Below are 16,213 nucleotides of genomic sequence, written 5' to 3'. Positions count from 1 at the left end.
CCATGCGCACCGCCAAAGACCGTTTCCGCCATGCCATTTCATTTGAACTGTTGGGCCTGCTGCTTGTCACGCCAGTCGGCGCCTGGCTGTTTCACATACCTTTCCAGCATTTCGGAGCGGCAGCCCTTATCTGTTCTATAATCGCAACCCTTTGGAACTATGTCTATAATGTTGCTTTCGACCGCGCAATGCAGCGTCAGACGGGCAGCACTCAGAAGACGATAGCACAGCGTATTCTACATGCCGTTATGTTCGAACTGGGCCTGTTGCTGGCACTGATGCCATTCCTGGCCTGGTTCCTGGGGGTGACCCTGCTGGAGGCCATTGTGATGGATATTGGTTTTGCCGGTTTCTACCTCGTCTATGCCTTCGCCTTTAACTGGGGCTATGACATCGTCTTCCCGGTTCCAGCGGCCAGGGCGGCTGAAGTTGCAAATGCCGGCTGAGCAGCTTGTACAGCACACAAAAAAGCCGGGGCAAACCCCGGCTTTTTCCGTTTGTACAGGGGTGCCGCTATTTGCTTAGCTTGGCACCGGAGAAGCCGGCCTTCTGCACTTTGGCCAGTGCGGCAGCGGCCTTGGCCTGGTGGCGGAACGGGCCTGCCAGAACCACCTTGTAGGGCTGCCCCTTGCGGCTGACCGTGCCAAGACGCACCGGCAGCCCGGAGGCGGCAAGGCGGCGGGCGGCGGCTTTTGCCTGCCCGGCATCGGAAAAGGTTGCGGCGCGAACATAGCGGCGCCATTCCGTCTGCTGCGGGGCAGCCGCCTGCGGGGCAGAGCGGGTGGACAGGCGCAGACCTGAGGGCTGCGCTTCTGCCGGGCTGCGGCGCGCTTTGCGCGGCAGTGTCAGTGCGGGGCGGTCCAGCGGAAGCTGCACCAGTTTGCGCGGCACGCCATCGGTCCAGATCCGCGCCATCTGCGCATCGCCCTCGGGCGTGCGCACGCCGCGCATCCTGTTCAGGCGGCCGTCCTCACGTTCCACTGCCAGATAGCCAGCCGGGACTTGGGCAAAACCGGTCACCACTGCCGGGCGCACGGTACGCACCCCACGCTGCGGGTTCAGCCGCCCGTCGGACCAGACCGGACGGTACCCCTGGGGCACCGTGAAACTGTTGCTGAGCCGACGGTCCTGATAGATATGCGTCTGCACCACGCGCGTATTCGGGGTCAGGCGCAAAGAGGACTGTGCGCCGCTGCCCTGCCCGCCGTAGGTCACCGGTGGAACAGCTTGCGGGCCGCAGCGCCCGCCGGCGGCGTTGGAGTACTGGCGGCTGATGTCCGAAAGGCCGGCACAAGCGCCGCCACCTGCGGGCTGCGCTGCTGCCGGAGCCGGCACTGCCGGCGCCGGGGCTGGCTTGGGCGTCACCCGCACGACCTTCTTGGCTGCCGGTTCCGATGCTGGAGCAGCCGCCGCGGCTGCGGGCCGGGCGCTGGTGGATTGCGGTGTGCGGCGCGGCTTGGCTGTGGTGGCGACCCTGGGCGCAGCAGCAGGTTTGGCTGCGGACGGAGTCCGTTTTGCCGCTGCCGGCGCAGCTGCCGCCGATTGTGCGGGCTGCCGGCCCGGCTCCAGCGTGATCAGTTCCGGCCCCGGGGCCGCCTGCTGCTGCCGCGTAGTGCCTGCCAGCTTGGTCGGCGCATAGCCGCAGATCTGCTTGCGCGAGCGGGAGACGCGCGGAACCCAGGCGACATTGCCGTCAATGCCTGCGCGGATGTAGATACAGCCGCGGCTGTCCACATATTGCTTGCCGGTGTAGGAGACAGGCGGAAACTCGGCGGGCGGGCTGGTTTCACGCAGGGTTTGCGCCTGTATACCTGCTGCGCCAGTTATCCCCGCAATGATGGCCAGTGCAATAATTCTAGTTATTTTCATTCCTGAGCCCCACAAAATATGGCTGCAGGATGCCTGAAACAGGCCTGTGAGTAAAGATTCTGCGGCAGCAATAAGGCCGCAAGCCGGCAATATTCACGCGAATTGGACCCTGATTTCCGGCCCCAAGCGGTGGCCGAACATTCTGGCCAAGGCGCTTGCGGCTGCCCTGGCCGGTGTTTTGGATCATTTGGTGCCGAACATCCGGTCGCCGGCATCGCCCAGGCCGGGCAATATGTAACCCTTCTCGTTCAACTGCCGGTCGAGCGAGGCGGTCACGATCGGCACATCCGGGTGCGTTTCCTTCATGCGCGCAACACCTTCTGGCGAGGCCAGCAGGCAGAGGAAACGGATGTTGTTCGCGCCGGCCTTTTTCAACAGGTCGATGGCAGCGGCTGAGCTGTTGCCGGTCGCCAGCATCGGGTCGACAGCGATCACCAGCCGGTCTTCCAGCGCTTCGGGCGCCTTGAAGTAATATTGCACCGGTTCCAGGGTTTCCTCGTCGCGGTACAGGCCAACAAAGCCGACACGAGCCGAGGGGATCAGCTCCAACACCCCGTCCAGCATGCCGTTGCCCGCACGCAGGATCGACACAAGCGCCAGTTTCTTGCCGGCCAGGATCGGCGCGTCCATCTCCTCCATCGGGGTTTCGATGTTGGTGGTGGTCAGCGCCATTTCGCGGGTGATTTCATAAGCCAGAAGCTGGGTGATCTCACGCAGCAGGCGGCGGAAGCCGGCCGTGGATGTGCCCTTGTCCCGCATCAGGGTCAGCTTGTGCTGCACAAGCGGGTGATCAACAACAGTCAGGTGGTCGGTCATGGGGCACTCCTTGGTATCTGTATCCGGCGGGTCTGTTTGCAGCGCTTTTACGGGCTTGGCCGCGGCTGGCAAGCGGGTTTTGACCATCGGGTCAAAGAAAGCTTTTGCCGGGGCCTTGGGCCGGGACATTCAGATGGGCAGCGATTGAGGCCGCCACATCGGCGAATTTGACCTGCCCGATGGTGCCTGCGTCAAGCCCCGCGGTCAGCACCGGCACTTGTTCGCGGGTATGGTCGGAGCCGGGCCAGCTCGGGTCGTTGCCATGATCGGCGGTCAGCAGCAGCATATCGCCCTTGTGCAGTTTGCCCTGCAGGCGGCCGATTTCCGCATCGAACCACTCCAGCGCGCGGGCATAGCCGGGGATGTCGCGGGTGTGGCCGTGCATACTGTCGAACTCGACAAAGTTGGCGAAGGTCAGGCTGCCCTGCTCCGCCGTCTCCACCGCATGAAAGAGATGCTCCATCAGCCTGGCATCAGAGCCCTTTTTCAGAGTGTCGATGCCGGACATGGAGAAGATGTCGCCGATCTTGCCGATGGCATGGACCCGGCCGCCTGCGTCCTGCACCCAGTTGGTCAGCACCGGCGCCGGCGTTGTGATGGCAAAGTCGCGGCGGTTGGTGGTGCGGGTGAAGCCTTGCTCTGCCGAGCCGATGAAGGGGCGCGCGATGACCCGGCCCACTTTCATTGCGTGCAGGCGCGGGGCAATGGCTTTGCAAAGCTCCAGCAGGCGATCGAGGCCGAAGGTTTCCTCATGTGCGGCGATCTGGAAAACGCTGTCGGCGGAGGTGTAGCAGATCGGCTTGCCCGTCCGCATATGTTCAGCGCCAAGGGTGTCGAGGATCACCGTGCCGGAGGCGTGGCAGTTGCCCAGGATGCCGCCGGTGCCGGCCTGCTCCGCAACAAAAGCCGTCAACGCCTCCGGGAAAGAGGGCGCCTGATCGGGGAAGTAATGCCAGTCCCAGGGCACCGGCAGGCCCGCCAGCTCCCAATGGCCGGATGGCGTATCCTTGCCGCGGCTGAGCTCGCGGGCGCAGCCCCACAGGCCCTGCGGATCCGCGTCCAGACCCGGGAACGGCACCGAGGACGCCAGCCGCATCGCGGCGCCAAGGCCGAGGCGCTCCAAGTTCGGCAGATGCAGCGGGCCGCTGCGCCCCTCGTCTGCCCGGCCGGCGGCGCAGGCCTGGGCGATATGGGCCAGCGTGTTGGCACCAAGGTCCGGCAGGTCGCCGTTGAAGAATTTCCCGGCATCTGGCGCACCGCCGATGCCAACGGAATCCATTACCACTAGGAAGGCACGGGGCATCAGGAGATCCTTTCGTGAACCAGCGGCGGCAGGGCGTCCGGCGCCGCCCCGATGGAGACCGCGGCAACAAGAGCGGCCTCCGCCATATCTGCCGCATCGTCGCTGGCCGCGTGAATGCAGGCAAGGGTGTCCCCTGCCCCGACCTGCTGGCCCAGGCGGACGAGACCCGAAATACCGACGCCCGGGTGAATACGGTCGCTTTCCACCATCCGGCCGCCGCCAAGGCGGACAACGGCCAGGCCGAGCGCCTCGCCGTTCATGGCCGTGACGAACCCTGCCGATAGTGTCTTGACCTCCCTGATGACTTCTGCGCCGGGCAGATGATCCTGCCATCTGTCTGCAAAGTCAGCGGGGCCGCCCAGAGCCGCGATCATCCGGGCCAAGCGGTCTGCCGCGCTGCCATCCGTTAGGGCTGCAGTGATCTTGTCCGCGCCCTCAGCCGCGTCCGCGGCCAACCCCGCGTGAACAAGCAGTTCACCGCCCAGTACCGACGAGATTTCAGCCAGCGGTCCGTTGGCTTTGGCGGTCAGCATCCGCATCACCTCTGCCACCTCCAGCGCATTGCCCAGGGCGGGCGCCAGCGGTTGGTTCATGTCGGTGATCAGCGCCGAGGTCCGGCAGCCCGCCGCATTGGCAGTATCGCAGAGGGATTGCGCCAAAGCGCGCGCCTCATCCGCCGTTTTCATGAAAGCACCGGAGCCGATCTTGACGTCCAGCACCAGCGCATCCGGGCTGGCGGCCAGCTTCTTGGAGAGGATCGAAGCGGTGATCATGTCTAGGCTTTCGACCGTCGCGGTTACATCGCGGATGGCATAAAGCCGCTTGTCCGCAGGTGCGATCTGCGCCGTGGCGCCGACAATGGCGCAGCCGGCATCCTGCATCATCCGGCGCAGATGGTCTTCGCTGACGCTGACGGAGACGCCGGGAATGGCTTCCAGCTTATCCAGGGTGCCGCCGGTATGGCCCAGGCCGCGGCCCGAGATCATCGGCACATAGGCGCCGCAGGCGGCCAGTGCGGGCGCCAGCAGCAGCGAGACGCAATCCCCCACGCCGCCGGTGGAATGCTTGTCCAGCACCGGCCCGTCCAGATCCCAGTCCAGCACATCGCCGGTGTCGCGCATCGCCAGCGTCAGGGCGCGGCGGCCCTCGACACTCAGCCCCTGCAGGCAAACGGCCATGGCAAAGGCGCCGGCCTGCGCATCGGACACCGCACCGCTGGCCAGCCCTTGGGCAAACCAGCGCAGATCTTCTTCGCCAGGTGTTTCACCGCGCCGCAGCATTGCATTGATGGCGCGGGCATCCATCAGCAGCGCTCCATATGGTCCGTGTCAAAAGCGCCCGGCAGCAGATCGCCGATTGTGGTGTCTTTCTCGGCGCCGTCGGTGGTGGCCAGGGTCACTTTGACGTCACCGGTGCCGAACTCCTTGAGCTTCTGGCGGCAGCCCCCGCAAGGCGGAATCGGTGCGGGGCAGTCGGCGATCACATAGACCTCTGCCAGCTCCGTCTCGCCCGCCGCCACCATCGCGGCAATGGCGCCGGCCTCGGCGCAGGTGCCCTCCGGGTAGGCCACGTTTTCGACATTGCAGCCCACGTAAATCTGGCCGGAAGCCGAACGGACAGCCGCACCGACCTTGAAATTTGAATACGGTGCGTAGGCGTTTTCGCGGACGGCAGTGGCAGCGGCTTTGAGGCTCATCGGTGCTTCCCCGGTTTTTGATCATCTGGTCAGAATGCCGCAGCCTAGCTGAATTGCCCCGGTGAGCGGAAGCCCCCTAATGCAGTTCCTGTGTTCCCCTGCTGCCATGCTGCATACGCCGGGCAAGGTTGCCTCCGGCAGTTGCACAGCGCCGCGGGGCGCGCTGAGGCGTGCCTTCATGCCCGGCACCGGGCCGCCGCCAGGGGAGCGGATGCGGCCGGCGATGATCAACCGCCCTGACCATCCGGCAACAGGCCACGGACAAGCCTGCCTGAGCGGCAGAAAATCCAGGGCGCCTGGCCGTTCAGGCGGCGGACGGGAAAGCTGTGCACGGTTCGGGACTTCACCACCGGTGGCCAATGCTCTTCGCTCCCGGTCCTGGTGATTGGGCACGGTCAGGCAGCGATGGCCTTCGGCAATTCCATCAGGATCTTCAGTCACAATGCGGGTTGTGCCGGGGGTTTTCGCCGGCCCCCTTTTCAACCCGCAGGCTCAGGCCGTGTTTGCACGGCACCGAAGTTTGCGGAACATCCGCGGGGTGAAACAGTTTCATCTTTACAGCCAAGGCATTGGTAGAAAACGGAATATCATTGCGCCGCACATCAGCCGACGGGCGGGATCCGCGATTGCATCGCTCACTTTTTACTCCCAATTCACTTGGCAGCCCGGTGGCCTTGCGGCAGGATCCGGACAACAAGCCGCCGCCGCAACTGCCGCCGCGTTCATTTGCGTCAGTTTGGACTAGGTTTCCGGCAGGAAAAATGGTTTAACGCTAAACAAAATCGATATCCAGGAGCGCCAGATGTCCGATCAACAGAACCTGCGCCAAGCCGCACTCAACTATCACGAGTTTCCGCAGCCCGGTAAGCTGGAGATCCGCGCGACCAAACCGATGGCCAACGGCCGCGATCTGGCGCGCGCCTATTCCCCGGGCGTGGCGGAGGCCTGCATCGAAATCAAGGCGGATGAGGCCAATGCCGCCCGCTATACCTCGCGCGGCAATCTGGTTGCGGTTGTGACGAACGGCTCGGCGGTACTGGGGCTGGGCAACATCGGTGCGCTGGCCTCGAAGCCGGTGATGGAGGGCAAGGCGGTCCTGTTCAAGAACTTCGCGGGCATCGACTGCTTTGACATCGAAGTCAACGAAAGCGACCCCGAGAAGCTGGCCGATATCGTCTGCTCGCTGGAGCCGACGTTTGGCGCGATCAATCTGGAAGACATCAAGGCGCCGGATTGTTTTGTGGTGGAAAAGCTGTGCCGCGAGCGGATGAACATCCCGGTTTTCCATGACGATCAGCATGGGACAGCCATCGTCGTAGGGGCCGCTGCCAAGAACGCCCTGCATGTGGCGGGCAAGTCGTTTGACGAGATCAAGATCGTCTCAACCGGCGGCGGTGCGGCTGGGATCGCCTGCCTCAACATGCTGGTGAAGCTGGGGGTGAAGCGCGAGAACATCTGGCTCTGCGATATTCACGGGCTGGTCTATGAGGGCCGCGAAGAGGACATGAACCCGCAGAAAGCGGCCTTTGCCCAGTCCTCGGACAAGCGGACGCTGGATGAGGTGGTTGACGGCGCTGATCTGTTCCTGGGGTTGTCCGGGCCGAACGTGCTGAAGCCGGAAATGGTCGGCAGAATGGCCAAACGGCCAATCATCTTTGCTCTGGCCAACCCGACACCCGAAATCATGCCCGACCAGGCACGCAAGGTGGCGCCGGATGCGATCATCGCTACCGGGCGCAGCGATTTTCCAAACCAGGTCAACAACGTGCTGTGCTTCCCCTTCATTTTCCGCGGGGCGCTGGACGTGGGGGCGACCGAGATCAACGACGCGATGCAGATTGCCTGTGTCGACGGCATCGCCGAACTGGCGCGGGCAACGACCAGCGCCGAAGCGGCGGCGGCCTATAAGGGCGAGCAGCTGACATTCGGCGCCGATTACCTGATCCCCAAGCCGTTTGACCCGCGACTGGTGGCGGTGGTGTCCTCTGCCGTGGCCAAGGCGGCGATGGAAAGCGGTGTTGCGAACCGGCCGATCAAGGATATCGAAGCCTATAAGCAAAAGCTGAACCAAACCGTCTTCAAATCCGCCCTGCTGATGCGGCCGGTGTTCGAGGCTGCCCGCGCCGCCGCCCGCCGCATTGTCTTTGCCGAGGGCGAGGACGAGCGGGTGCTGCGCGCCGCCCAGGCGATTCTGGAGGAGACAACCGAAACCCCGGTCCTGATCGGCCGCCCGGAAGTAATTGAGCGCCGCTGTGAGCGGCTGGGGCTGGATGTGCGTCCCGGCCGTGACTTTCAGCTGGTCAATCCGGAAAACGACCCGCGGTATTACGACTATTGGAACAGCTATCACAAGCTGATGCAGCGGCGCGGCGTAAGCCCGGACCTGGCCAAGGCGATCATGCGCACCAATACCACCGCAATCGGCGCCATCATGGTCCATCGCGGCGAGGCGGACAGCCTGATCTGCGGCACGTTCGGCGAATACCGCTGGCATATGAACTATGTGGAGCAGGTTCTGGGCGGCAACAGCTACGCGCCGCACGGGGCGCTGTCGCTGATGATCCTGGAGGACGGGCCGCTGTTCATTGCCGACACCCATGTGCGGATTGAGCCAACGCCAGAACAGATCGCAGAAACCGTTATCGGCGCAGCCCGCCATGTGCGCCGCTTTGGCCTGGAACCGAAGATTGCGCTGTGTTCGCAATCGCAATTCGGCAATATCGCCTGCGACACCGGCAGCCGGCTGCGCGCGGCGCTGGAAATCCTCGACGACAGGCGCCGGGATTTTGCCTATGAGGGAGAAATGAACATCGACAGCGCGCTGGACCCTGAGCTGCGCGAACGGATCTTCCCCAATTCGCGGCTGGAGGGCGCGGCCAATGTGCTGATCTTTGCCCATGCCGATGCTGCCTCGGGGGTGCGTAACATCCTGAAAATGCGGGCCGGCGGGCTGGAGGTCGGGCCGATCCTGATGGGCATGGGCAACCGCGCCCATATCGTTTCCCCCTCGATCACCGCGCGCGGGCTTTTGAACATGGCCGCCATTGCCGGCACCCCGGTGGCGCACTACGGTTAAACCTGCGGCTGGGAATTAACGCTGGCCGCCCATCCGGGGAGGCCAGTAGGGGGACCAGCCATGAGAGGGCATTGCCACTGCGGCGCCGTGCATTGGGAGAGCCAGGCCGAAGCGGCCTGGAGCTGCTACTGTCATTGCGCCGATTGCCGCCGCAATTGCGCGGCACCTGTCACCGCATTTTTCGGACTGCCGCATGAGTCGGTCGCATGGTCCGGTTCAGAGCCGCAGATCTACAATTCCTCTACCGGTGTCGAGCGGCTGTTCTGCAGCGCCTGCGGCACCCAGATGGCCTATCGCACTGCACGCGATACGGTGAATATCCACATGTACACAGCGACCTTGGAATGCCCCGGGGAACTGCCCCCCAGGTTCCATGTCTTCCACTCCGACCATGTGAGCTGGCTGGAGCTGAAAGACAGGCTGCCCCGCTACGGCCGGGGCAGAGATCATGATGCGTAGCCGCTGACCGGGCTGGCGGACGCTTATCTGGCGTAGCCGATAGCCCGCAGAGCATCCTTGATTTCGTCCAGCACAGCGGGATCGTCGATCGTTGCAGGCATCTTCCACGGCGTGCCATCAGCGATGTTCACCATGGTGCCGCGCAGGATCTTTCCGGAACGGGTCTTGGGCAGCCGGTCGACCACCGCCGCAAGTTTGAAGGCAGCAACCGGGCCGATCTTCTCGCGCACCAGTTTAACGACCTCGGCGACCACCTCGCCAGGGTCGCGGCCAGCGCCGGAATTCAGGCAGAGGAAGCCAACAGGTATCTGGCCCTTGAGGCTGTCCGCCACACCAATCACCGCGCATTCGGCAACATCCGGGTGGCCCGACAGCACTTCCTCCATGCCGCCGGTCGACAGGCGGTGGCCCGCCACATTGATCACATCATCTGTGCGCGCCATGATGTAGAGATAGCCGTCCTCGTCCTTCATGCCGGCATCACCGGTCTCGTAGTAGCCGGGGAAGGTGGTGAGGTAGCTTTTCCTGAACCGGTCCCCGGCATTCCACAGAGTCGGCAGGGTGCCCGGCGGCAACGGCAGCTTCACTGCAATGGCGCCCAGTTCGCCTGGTGCCACCGGGTTGCCGCCCTCGTCCAGAATGTCCACCTCATAGCCGGGCATCGGCAGCGCAGGCGAGCCGAGCTTGGTCGGCAGTTCTTCTATCCCCAGGGGGTTGGCGGCAATCGACCAGCCGGTTTCAGTCTGCCACCAGTGGTCCACCACCGGAACCTTCAGCTGTTCCTGCGCCCAGGTGATGGTGTCGGGATCGGCGCGCTCGCCGGCCAGATAGACCTGCTGCAGGCAGCTCAGATCGTATTTGCGGACGAATTCGCCCTTGGGGTCCTCCCGCTTGACCGCGCGGAAAGCGGTGGGGGCAGTAAAGAAGCTTTTGACCCCATGCTCGGAAATAACCCGCCAGAAGGTGCCAGCATCCGGCGTTCCCACCGGCTTGCCCTCGAACACCACTGTCGTGTTGCCGTGGATCAGCGGACCGTAGCAGATATAGGAGTGACCGACGACCCAGCCCACATCCGACGCCGCCCAGAACACATCGCCGGGATCAACGTTGTAGATGTTCTTCATCGTCCAGTTCAGCGCCACCAGCTGGCCCGCAGTGTGGCGGATCACCCCCTTGGGCTGGCCGGTGGTGCCGGAGGTGTAGAGGATATAGGAGGGGTGGTTACCCTCTACCGGAACACATTCAGCGGGCTCCACTCCGTATTGGAACCCATGCCAGTTCACATCCCGGCCCGGGATCAGATCCGCCACTTCCTGTTCGCGCTGGAAGATCACGCAGAACTCCGGCTTATGTTCCGCGAGGTCGATAGCGCCGTCCAGCAGCGGCTTGTAATGCACGGTCCGGCCTGGCTCGATCCCGCAGGAGGCGGCGATGATCGCCTTGGGCTTGGCGTCGTCGATCCGCACTGCCAATTCGTTGGAAGCAAAGCCGCCGAACACCACCGAATGCACCGCGCCGATGCGGGCGCAGGCCAGCATCGCCTCAAGCGCCTCAGGGATCATCGGCATGTAGATGATGACCCGGTCGCCCTTTTCGATGCCCTTGGCACGCAGCGCCCCGGCCAGAGTGGCGACACGGTTGCGCAGTTCGACATAGGAGATTTCACGCTTGGTCTGGGTGACAGGGCTGTCATAGATGATCGCGGTCTGCTCGCCGCGGCCCTGTTCGACGTGACGGTCTACGGCATTGTAGCAGGTGTTCACCTTGGCATCGGCAAACCATTCGTAAAGACCGTCGCCTTTGTCAAACAACGCCTGTTTCGGGGCTTCAACCCAATTGATCGCCTGTGCAGCCTGCATCCAAAACCCTTCCGGGTCCTGTTTCCAGCCGGCGTAAATGTCCTGATATCCCATGGTGTTCATCTCCTCCTGCTCTTTGCGTAGGCGAGAAAGCGTCAAACGGGCAAGTTTTGCAGCTTCCGCACGTAAGGTTGGTCAAGGAATTTACAGGCTTCGAGCAGGGAAACGGCCAGGGTTTACAGAATTTACACGCTGAGTTCGTTTTGCATCCAATCCGGTTTGCAAACAGGTCTTTGCGGTAGAATATTCAGGAAAGCCTCGCCGAATTTGCAAAACTGCAAACTTTTCGGGCGGGCATGGCCGCTGCAAGCGGGGAATCACCCGCTGGAGCGTGACAGTTCGCATTTCGATCCCAGAGGTTCCGCCGTCCAAGTCGTGAATCAGCAGATGCCGGGACCTAAAAAGATGTGTGGAGGCGGGTGAGGATGGCTGGAGGAAGGGCTGCTTGGAACCTTCGCCCGCGGGAGAAGGCGGGAGAAAGCCGCTGCCGCCGCCGCGCTGCGGAAATCACGGCCGGAAAGGCGGACCGAGGACCAGACCAACCTTCTGAAGACGCTCAAACGTCTGACGTATGGCTTTCCAGCTTCCCTGCCCCTGCACGGATTATCTGCGCCGGGGTGGTTTGCCCAGAGCTGGGCGGAACCAGCCGGGAGGAAGCAGGCGCGTGACCCCGCCGGGGTTTTCTTGGCTGATCCTGATCGGCACAGCTGCCAGAGCCTCTCTAAATTGCAGCGATTCCATGAAGACAGCATCCAACCCCGTTTCAACTATCTTCTGGTGCAGCCATTGCGACAGCGGCGGCCTCGGGCCCGGACCCACGAGGAATATCCGCAGAATTCCGGCAATTTGCCGTCCGGTTTTCCTTGCAACTCCGCCCTGTCTTCCTAGGCTGCAGCCAAGGAGGCTTGAGCATGACAAATCCGGAGACCTGGCGCCTGAGTGCCGCGGAACTGACCCAACTGACACGCACCGGAGATCTGAGCGCCGAAGGCGCCGTGCAAGCCTCCATCAACCGAATGAACGCGGTGAACCCAGCGCTGAATGCCGTCGTTGAAGATCTGAGCGTCGAGGCACTGGACCGCGCCCGCGCACTCGACAAGGCGCGCGCAGGCGGCGCAGTTCCCGGCCCGTTGCACGGTGTGCCGGTCACCATCAAGATCAACGTGGATCAGAAAGGCCATGCCACCTCCAACGGCGTCCCGGCGCTGAAGGACTTGATCGCGCCTGCGGACGCCCCGGTGGTGGAGAATCTGCAAAAGGCCGGGGCGGTGGTAATCGGGCGGACAAATACTCCTGAATTTTCCTTCCGCGCCGACACCGACAACCCGTTGCACGGCCGCACCTATAACCCATGGGGACGGCATATCTCGCCGGGCGGATCCTCCGGCGGCGCCGGGGCTGCAGTGATGGCCGGAATCGGTGCACTGGCGCATGGCAATGACATCGGCGGCTCGTTGCGCTTTCCGGCGGCAGCCAATGGCGCGGTGACGGTCAAGCCCGGCCTGGGCCGGGTGCCGGCCTGGAACCCCAGCCAATCCGCCGAGCGCGGTCTGCTGGCGCAGCTGATGTCGGTGCAGGGGCTGATTGCCCGCTCGGCAGAGGATCTGCATCTTTCGATGCCCTCCTTGATTGCCGCAGACCCGCGCGACCCCTTCCATGTGCCGGTACCCTGGCGCGGTGAAGCGCTGAATGGCCCGGTCAAGGTTGCCTTCAGCAAGAACACCCATGGCTATGAACTGCACCCCGAAGTCGAAGCCGCATTGGATTTTGCCCGTGAGGCGCTGACCGGCGCAGGCTATTTGGTTGAGGAAGCGGAACCGCCCGATGTATTCGAGGCCGGACGCACCGGCTACCGCGCCCTGATGGGCGAGATCCATGCACTGATGAAGGGGGATGTGGACGCGGCAGGCTCCCAGACCGTGCGCGGCATCTTTGCCGTCTATTTCCAGGAGTTCCCGCCCTTTTCCGGGGACGTTCTGCTGCAGATGATGGCCAAGCGCACGCATTACGCGCGGCAATGGTCCCTGTTCATGGAGGAATACCCGCTGGTGTTATCGCCTTTCCTGCCGCAGCCCTTTTTCAAGCCGGACCGCGACACCGAAGGCGCGGAAGGCGTGCATGAGGTGCTGGGCTGCGCAGTTTACTCCTATGCGATGAACTTCCTCGGTTTGCCCGCTGCTTCAGTGCCTGCCCGGCTGGCGCAGCTGCCGAATGGGCCGCAGCCCATCAATGTGCAGATCGCCGCCCGCCGCTGGCGCGAGGATCTGGCGGTGGACGCCTGCGCCGCCATCGAAGCCAGTGCAGGCCGCATGTGCCTGCCGCTGTGGGACCAGATGCAGGCCGGCGGTCGCGCCTGACATGACAGTCAGCCAACATCAGCCAATCCCGAAGGTTCAAATCGGGAACGTTCATAAATCAGGGTCGGTCTCAAATCGGGGACGGTCTCAAATCGGGGACGGTCTCAAAGCAGTCCGGGCGGGCGCTATGGGGGGGCTATGCATCGCCGCGCCCTGCCCGCTTGAGGTCCCGGGGAACGGGCTGAACCGCCCCCGGGGAACTTCCATACCTAGATCACTCACTACAAACACCGCTCGCCTTGCCGCATTCAGCGAACCTGGCATTCTGGCGCCAAGTTCCCCAGGCGTGACCGGCAGGAAACCAAAAAACAGGAACGTACAAAACATGCCGGTACGGCTCTATGGCATTTTGCCGTTGGGCAGATACCATCCGCATCCGCCTATGGGTTAACCTTTGCATAGAATAGTTACCGGGAAGTTCACAAAGCCGTGAATTCTTCGTTAAACGCTTACGTAAACTGTTCGGAAATAAGTCTTTCTTCCAGACCATGACCGGGGTCGAACAGGATTTTATGGCGTATCTTCGGATCGGTGCGGATCTCGACCCAATCGATATCGGCCACCGAATTCGAGTCCGCTTCAGCCATCACCGGGCGCTTACCGGCCTCCAGAACATCAAAGCGCACCATCGCGTTGCTGGGCAAAAGCGCACCGCGCCAGCGCCGCGGCCGGAAGGCGGCAATCGCCGTCAGCGCCAGCACGTCCGCCCCGATCGGCAGGATCGGGCCATGCGCGGAATAGTTATAGGCTGTGGAGCCCGCGGGGGTGGAAACCAAGGCGCCGTCGCAGACCAGTTCCTCCAACCGCACACGCCCGTTTACGGATATTCTGAGCCGCGCCGCCTGCGGCCCTGCCCGCAGCAGAGACACCTCGTTGATGGCCAGCGCCTTGTGCACCGCGCCGCGGCGGTCCATTACTGTCATCGACAGCGGGTTGATGATTTCCTGCACGGCTTCTTCAAGCCGTCCGATCAGCCCGTCTTCGCGGTATTCATTCATCAGAAAGCCGACGGTGCCGCGGTTCATGCCGTACACTGGCGCCGGATGATCCACCATCGCAAGCAGCGTGCGCAGCATAAACCCATCCCCGCCCAGAGCCACAACAATACCGGCTTCGGCGGGCGGCACATGACCGTATCTCTTTCTCAGAGCACCCAATGCATCCTGCGCAATATCGGCCTCACTGGCCAGAAAGGCGATTCTCAAACTCATGAAATCTGTTTCCGGTGTTAGGCATCTGGTTCCGAAACAATCACAGCTTTCCGGCAAAGACCATAGTTGCCGTTCTGTCGCAGGGAAATGTCGCTTTACAGGCTTCCTGCGCAAGGAAGTTTCCGATAGGAAATCCCTCAATTCTGATCCTTACTCCAACGGAGCCACCATGACTGAAGCGACCCGTGACCCCGGCTTTTTCACCCAAGCGCTGTCGGAGCGCGATCCTGAACTTTATGCCTCGATCACAGCCGAGCTGGGCCGCCAGCGCGACGAGATCGAGCTGATTGCCTCCGAGAACATCGTCTCGGCCGCGGTGATGGAAGCGCAAGGCTCCGTCCTCACCAACAAATACGCCGAAGGCTACCCGGGCCGCCGCTACTATGGCGGCTGCCAGTATGTCGACGTCGCCGAAAACCTGGCCATCGACCGCGCCAAGCAGCTGTTCGGCTGCGAATATGCCAATGTGCAGCCGAACTCCGGCAGCCAGGCGAACCAGGGTGTGTTCCAGGCGCTGATCCAGCCCGGCGACACCATTCTGGGCATGGATCTGGCCTCCGGCGGCCACCTGACCCATGGCGCCCGCCCGAACCAGTCGGGCAAGTGGTTCAACGCGGTTCACTATGGTGTGCGCGAAAGCGACAACCTGATCGACTACGATCAGATCCAGGCTCTCGCAACCGAGCACCAGCCCAAATTGATCATCGCCGGCGGCTCCGCCATCCCGCGCCAGATCGACTTTGCCAAATTCCGCGAAATCGCCGACAGCGTCGGCGCCTATTTCATGGTCGACATGGCCCATATCGCGGGTCTGATCGCTGCCGGTGAGCACCCCTCGCCGTTCCCGCACGCGCATGTGGCCACCACCACCACCCACAAGACCCTGCGCGGCCCGCGCGGCGGCATGATCGTGACCAATGACGAGGGCATAGCCAAGAAGGTGAATTCGGCGATCTTCCCCGGCATCCAGGGCGGCCCGCTGATGCATGTGATCGCCGGCAAGGCGGCGGCCTTCGGCGAGGCGCTGAAGCCGGAGTTCAAGGCCTACCAGAAGCAGGTCCGCGCCAACGCGGCGGCACTGGCGGACCAGCTGATCCAGGGCGGGCTGGACATTGTCACCGGCGGCACCGACACCCATGTCATGCTGGTCGACCTGCGCCCCAAAGGCGTCACCGGCAATATCGCCGACAAGGCGCTGGGACGGGCCCATATCACCACCAACAAGAACGGCATCCCGTTCGACCCGGAAAAGCCCACCGTGACTTCCGGCCTGCGTCTGGGCACCCCGGCAGGCACCACCCGCGGCTTCGGCGAGGCAGAGTTCCGCCAGATCGCCGATCTGATCATCGAGGTGATCGACGGGCTGGCCGCCAACGGTGAAGACGGCAATGCGGATGTGGAGGCCGCGGTGCGCGCCAAGGTTGCGGATCTCTGCGCCAGGTTCCCGCTGTACCCGAACCTGTAAGCCCTTGCAGGAGTGAAGAAAACGAACCGCCGCGCGCCGCAAGGCCGCGGCGGTTTTGCTTTGCGTCAGGAGGCGCCCGCACCGCGCGCAGGTGTGGCCGCA

At 63.3% G+C, this 16,213-nt stretch carries 12 protein-coding genes; 5 read left to right on the top strand and 7 right to left on the bottom strand.

What is annotated here, in order from left to right; translation table 11 throughout:
- Positions 1-2: 2 nt before the first annotated feature.
- A complete protein-coding gene (locus tag AC0KW6_RS00060) occupies positions 3-446 on the top strand; it encodes a PACE efflux transporter (RefSeq protein WP_474033762.1) in 444 nt (147 codons plus the stop codon).
- A 67-nt stretch (positions 447-513) separates the two neighbouring features.
- On the opposite strand, the gene AC0KW6_RS00055 is transcribed toward AC0KW6_RS00060, so the two are convergent.
- The 5 genes from AC0KW6_RS00055 to AC0KW6_RS00035 form a co-directional block, all read right to left on the bottom strand.
- Positions 514-1,869, bottom strand: coding sequence for an SPOR domain-containing protein (locus AC0KW6_RS00055; protein WP_474033761.1), 1,356 nt, complete (start codon positions 1,867-1,869; stop codon positions 514-516).
- A gap of 183 nt (positions 1,870-2,052) precedes the next feature.
- On the bottom strand, positions 2,053-2,685 hold the full coding sequence (gene upp / locus AC0KW6_RS00050) for a uracil phosphoribosyltransferase (RefSeq protein ID WP_323780016.1): 633 nt from the start codon (positions 2,683-2,685) through the stop codon (positions 2,053-2,055).
- Positions 2,686-2,776: 91 nt separating this feature from the next.
- Positions 2,777-3,988: a phosphopentomutase gene (locus AC0KW6_RS00045; protein WP_474033760.1), complete on the bottom strand. Its 1,212-nt coding sequence runs from the start codon at positions 3,986-3,988 to the stop codon at positions 2,777-2,779.
- Complete coding sequence (locus AC0KW6_RS00040; protein ID WP_323780011.1) at positions 3,988-5,292, bottom strand: thymidine phosphorylase; 1,305 nt, start codon at positions 5,290-5,292, stop codon at positions 3,988-3,990. The genes AC0KW6_RS00045 and AC0KW6_RS00040 overlap by 1 nt, the downstream gene beginning before the upstream one ends.
- On the bottom strand, positions 5,292-5,684 hold the full coding sequence (locus tag AC0KW6_RS00035) for a cytidine deaminase (protein WP_474033759.1): 393 nt from the start codon (positions 5,682-5,684) through the stop codon (positions 5,292-5,294). Before AC0KW6_RS00035 ends, AC0KW6_RS00040 begins: the two co-directional genes overlap by 1 nt.
- A gap of 802 nt (positions 5,685-6,486) precedes the next feature.
- Here AC0KW6_RS00035 and AC0KW6_RS00030 point away from each other — a divergent pair.
- Positions 6,487-8,760, top strand: coding sequence for an NADP-dependent malic enzyme (locus tag AC0KW6_RS00030; RefSeq protein ID WP_323780007.1), 2,274 nt, complete (start codon positions 6,487-6,489; stop codon positions 8,758-8,760).
- Between the two features lie 60 nt (positions 8,761-8,820).
- Positions 8,821-9,219 (top strand): GFA family protein, encoded by a 399-nt coding sequence (locus tag AC0KW6_RS00025; protein ID WP_323780004.1) that lies wholly within the window; start codon positions 8,821-8,823, stop codon positions 9,217-9,219.
- Between the two features lie 23 nt (positions 9,220-9,242).
- Here the strand turns inward: AC0KW6_RS00025 and prpE are convergent, their stop codons facing one another.
- A complete protein-coding gene (gene prpE / locus AC0KW6_RS00020) occupies positions 9,243-11,132 on the bottom strand; it encodes a propionate-CoA ligase PrpE (RefSeq protein ID WP_474034197.1) in 1,890 nt (629 codons plus the stop codon).
- An 857-nt stretch (positions 11,133-11,989) separates the two neighbouring features.
- On the opposite strand from prpE, the gene AC0KW6_RS00015 reads away from it, so the two are divergent.
- Positions 11,990-13,435: an amidase family protein gene (locus AC0KW6_RS00015; RefSeq protein WP_474033758.1), complete on the top strand. Its 1,446-nt coding sequence runs from the start codon at positions 11,990-11,992 to the stop codon at positions 13,433-13,435.
- Positions 13,436-13,884: 449 nt separating this feature from the next.
- Here the strand turns inward: AC0KW6_RS00015 and AC0KW6_RS00010 are convergent, their stop codons facing one another.
- Positions 13,885-14,646 carry an NAD kinase gene (locus AC0KW6_RS00010; protein ID WP_474033757.1) on the bottom strand — a complete coding sequence of 254 codons (762 nt, stop codon included), beginning with the start codon at positions 14,644-14,646 and terminating at the stop codon, positions 13,885-13,887.
- A gap of 169 nt (positions 14,647-14,815) precedes the next feature.
- Between AC0KW6_RS00010 and glyA the strand changes: the two genes are divergently transcribed.
- Positions 14,816-16,111: a serine hydroxymethyltransferase gene (gene glyA, locus AC0KW6_RS00005; RefSeq protein WP_474033756.1), complete on the top strand. Its 1,296-nt coding sequence runs from the start codon at positions 14,816-14,818 to the stop codon at positions 16,109-16,111.
- Positions 16,112-16,213 lie beyond the last annotated feature (102 nt).

It is taken from the genome of Leisingera sp. SA215 (assembly GCF_055902035.1).
Note: the sequence above shows the minus strand (reverse complement) of the source record. Positions and strands in the feature narration are given on the sequence as shown.

Excerpts from the sequence above, each read along its gene's own strand:
- AC0KW6_RS00060 (WP_474033762.1), top strand. The coding sequence starts at position 3 with ATGCGCACCGCCAAAGACCGTTTCCGCCATGCCATTTCATTTGAACTG.
- AC0KW6_RS00055 (WP_474033761.1), bottom strand. The coding sequence starts at position 1,869 with ATGAAAATAACTAGAATTATTGCACTGGCCATCATTGCGGGGATAACT.
- upp (WP_323780016.1), bottom strand. The coding sequence starts at position 2,685 with ATGACCGACCACCTGACTGTTGTTGATCACCCGCTTGTGCAGCACAAG.
- AC0KW6_RS00045 (WP_474033760.1), bottom strand. The coding sequence starts at position 3,988 with ATGCCCCGTGCCTTCCTAGTGGTAATGGATTCCGTTGGCATCGGCGGT.
- AC0KW6_RS00040 (WP_323780011.1), bottom strand. The coding sequence starts at position 5,292 with ATGGATGCCCGCGCCATCAATGCAATGCTGCGGCGCGGTGAAACACCT.
- AC0KW6_RS00035 (WP_474033759.1), bottom strand. The coding sequence starts at position 5,684 with ATGAGCCTCAAAGCCGCTGCCACTGCCGTCCGCGAAAACGCCTACGCA.
- AC0KW6_RS00030 (WP_323780007.1), top strand. The coding sequence starts at position 6,487 with ATGTCCGATCAACAGAACCTGCGCCAAGCCGCACTCAACTATCACGAG.
- AC0KW6_RS00025 (WP_323780004.1), top strand. The coding sequence starts at position 8,821 with ATGAGAGGGCATTGCCACTGCGGCGCCGTGCATTGGGAGAGCCAGGCC.
- prpE (WP_474034197.1), bottom strand. The coding sequence starts at position 11,132 with ATGGGATATCAGGACATTTACGCCGGCTGGAAACAGGACCCGGAAGGG.
- AC0KW6_RS00015 (WP_474033758.1), top strand. The coding sequence starts at position 11,990 with ATGACAAATCCGGAGACCTGGCGCCTGAGTGCCGCGGAACTGACCCAA.
- AC0KW6_RS00010 (WP_474033757.1), bottom strand. The coding sequence starts at position 14,646 with ATGAGTTTGAGAATCGCCTTTCTGGCCAGTGAGGCCGATATTGCGCAG.
- glyA (WP_474033756.1), top strand. The coding sequence starts at position 14,816 with ATGACTGAAGCGACCCGTGACCCCGGCTTTTTCACCCAAGCGCTGTCG.